Origin of the sequence: Mycobacterium sp., from assembly GCF_050701675.1 — a bacterium.
Classification (GTDB): domain Bacteria; phylum Actinomycetota; class Actinomycetes; order Mycobacteriales; family Mycobacteriaceae; genus Mycobacterium.
The window spans coordinates 1-2,956 of sequence record NZ_JBOGDD010000313.1 but is presented as its reverse complement, the minus strand read 5'-3'; the positions used below and the strand labels follow the sequence as shown (position 1 = coordinate 2,956).

At 66.4% G+C, this 2,956-nt stretch carries 3 protein-coding genes; 1 reads left to right on the top strand and 2 read right to left on the bottom strand.

Annotated elements, in window-relative coordinates:
- Positions 1-1,251: S9 family peptidase (locus ACRDUX_RS09325; protein ID WP_526413186.1), on the bottom strand; the 1,251-nt coding region annotated here is incomplete at its 3' end.
- Positions 1,248-2,138, bottom strand: a complete 891-nt coding sequence (locus ACRDUX_RS09320; protein ID WP_526413184.1) for a phosphoribosylaminoimidazolesuccinocarboxamide synthase — start codon at positions 2,136-2,138, stop codon at positions 1,248-1,250. The genes ACRDUX_RS09320 and ACRDUX_RS09325, both read right to left, overlap by 4 nt.
- A gap of 40 nt (positions 2,139-2,178) precedes the next feature.
- On the opposite strand from ACRDUX_RS09320, the gene ACRDUX_RS09315 reads away from it, so the two are divergent.
- Positions 2,179-2,793, top strand: a complete 615-nt coding sequence (locus ACRDUX_RS09315) for a hypothetical protein (RefSeq protein ID WP_526413182.1) — start codon at positions 2,179-2,181, stop codon at positions 2,791-2,793.
- Positions 2,794-2,956: the final 163 nt, after the last annotated feature.

The window sequence follows — 2,956 nt, the reverse complement described above, 5'->3', positions numbered from 1 at the left end:
CCGCTCACCCGTCGCGAGGTCGATGTCGTAGACGCGCACCGGGACGATGAACGACGTCGTGCCGACCCGAAGCACCGGCGCCGACCAGTTCGGATTCCCGGACAGCCCCGACGACGTCAGCTCCGTGGCGAACGTGATCTCCTCGGGCGCGCCGTAGTTGCCGTCGGCATCGATGGGCCACAACTGAATACGGGGCAGAGCCTCGCTACGGTAGCTCACGACGAGTTGGCTCGCGAAGGCGTCGACGCCGTCGAGACGGACGTCCTCGCGGTGCTCGATGAGCGTACGGAACGCCGTCGGATCGCTGACAGGAGCCTCGACCAGCGTGAAGTTCTCGGCACCGTCGTTGTGCAGGATGAGGAAGCGGTCCTCACCCCCGACGACGGCATGTTCGACCGAGTACTCCACCGATTCACGTCGCGGCAGCACCGGGACGAACTCGGCCTCTCCGTCGGCGGCGTCGCCGTAGAGAACCTCGGCCGTCACCGAACTGCCCGCCGCGATGAACACGTACTTGTTGCTACGCGTCCGCCCGACCCCGACCCAGAACCGCTCGTCGGGCTCGTGGAAGACCTTGGTGGCGGGCACTCCCGCGCCCAACCGGTGACGCCACACGGTGTCGGGACGCCACGCGTCGTCGAGGGTGACGTAGTAGATGCTGTGGTTGTCCGCCGCCCATGTCGCGCCGGCGCCGATGCCTGCGATGGTGTCTTCGTAGAGCTCGCCGGTGCGCAGGTCCTTGAACCGCAGGGTGTAGCGCTCGTCGCCAAGGACGTCGACCGAGAAGGCGAGCGTGTGCCCGTCCACGCTCATCGACGCCGCGCCGAGCGAGAAGAACTCGTGCCCTTCGGCTTCGACGTTCTCGTCGAGAAGCACCTGCTCCCCTGGCACGTCGGTGTTCTCGTCGAGCTGAGGCGGTGTCCAGTCATCGAGATCGGTTACCGGACAACGGCAGTGGATTCCGTACTGCTTGCCCTCGAGGCTGCGACCGTAGTACCACCACTCCCCGCGGCGAGTGGGCACCGAGAGGTCGGTCTCCTTGGTGCGGGCCTTGATTTCGTCGAAGATCTTCTGCCGCAACGACGCCAGGTGCTCGGTCTGCTTCTCGGCGTAGGCGTTCTCGGCCTCCAGGTAGGCGATGACCTCGGGATCGGACTTGTCCCTGAGCCACTCGTAGGGGTCGATGAAGACATCGCCGTGGTGTTCACGGCGATGGTCGACACGCTTGGCAATCGGCGGTGTGCCGGTCATTTGACTCCGATCCAGTCTGCGAACTTCAATCCTGAAATACGTTCGTATGCTTCGATGTAGCGTTGCCTGGTCGCCGCGGCGATATCGGCGGGCAGAGCCGGAGGTGGCACGTCGCCGCCGCGGTCCCAGCCGGATTCGGGCCCGGTCAGCCAATTGCGGACGAACTGCTTGTCGAAGCTGGGCTGCACGACGCCTTCCTTGTAGTCGTCGGCCCGCCAGTACCGCGACGAGTCTGGGGTCAACACCTCGTCGGCGAGTACCAGATCACCGTGTCCATCGACTCCGAATTCGAACTTGGTGTCCGCGAGGATGATCCCCTTGCTCAGCGCGTGCTCGGCGGCCTTGGAGTAGATGCCCAACGTCTGATCGCGCAACTGGGCGGCGCGCTGGGCTCCCACCAGGTCGACGACCGCGTCGAAGCTGATGTTCTCGTCGTGTTCTCCCAGTTCGGCCTTCGACGCGGGGGTGAACAGTGGCTCGGCGAACCTGCTGGCCTCGGTCAGCCCGTCCGGAAGGGCGATACCGCACACCCGGCCCGTCGCGCGGTAGTCGATGATGCCGGATCCGGTGAGGTAGCCACGCGCCACGCACTCGACCGGCATCATCTCCAACCGTCGCACCACGAGCGCGCGGCCGAGCACCTCGGCGGGAATCCGCTCGTCGTCGGCGGGCCCCGCGAGGTGGTTGGGCGCATCCAGGAAGTCGAAGAAGAACACGCTCATCGCGGTGAGGATGCGGCCCTTGTCTTCAATCTCGGTGTCGAGGACGTAGTCGAACGCGGAGATGCGGTCGCTAGCGACGAAGAGCAGGTGGTCGGCATCGATGGCGTAGAGCTCGCGAACCTTGCCGCTGGCCAGATGTCGGTAGTCGGTCAGAGCTGGGCGCATCGGGCAAGACTATCGGTCCATCTGTGCTGGGATCACACCCATGAGCTCTCGCTACATCCCCTACGCCACCACTCCCGGTCGTCTGCTCTGGCAGTTGGTCAGCGACGTCGTCGTCGTGCTGTGGAGCACCGTGTGGGTGTTCGTCGGCCTGGCGGTGCATTCCGCGGTGTCCACGATCGCCGACGTGGGCAGGCAGGTGGGCGAAGGCGCCACCGGTGTCTCGGAGAACCTGAACTCGGCGGGTGACAGCACAGACGGCTTTCCGCTCGTCGGCGATGCGCTGAGCAAGCCGTTGCGGGCAGCGAGCAGGGCAGCCCTCGACATTGCGGGGGCGGGCGCAAGCCTCGACACGACCGCGACCTGGTTGGCGGTCGTGTTGGGGGTTGCCGTCGCCGCGCCACCGATCCTGTTCGTGGCGATGCCATGGCTGGTCCTGCGGATCCGGTTCTTCCGGCGCAAGTGGACGGCGATCACGCTGGCGTCGACCCCGGCGGGCGAGCAGCTGCTGGCCCTGCGTGCGCTGGCCAACCGGCCGCTGGCCAAGCTCGCGTCGGTCAGCATCGACCCCGTGGGCGCCTGGCGCCGCGACGACGCGATCGCGATTCGCGGCCTGGCGAACCTCGAACTCCGCTCGTCGGGCATCCGCCGCACCTAGCCCCTAGTCCTCCCGCGATTTCGGCGCGGGAAGTTGCGATCACCGCAACCCGCCGCGCCGAAGTCGACCGATGGGGAACCAGATCGCCGTCTTCGACGTCAACCCCTGCGTGTTGAACGAACTACTCCGAAGGCACGACGGGGTCGTGACGCTGGCGCAAGCC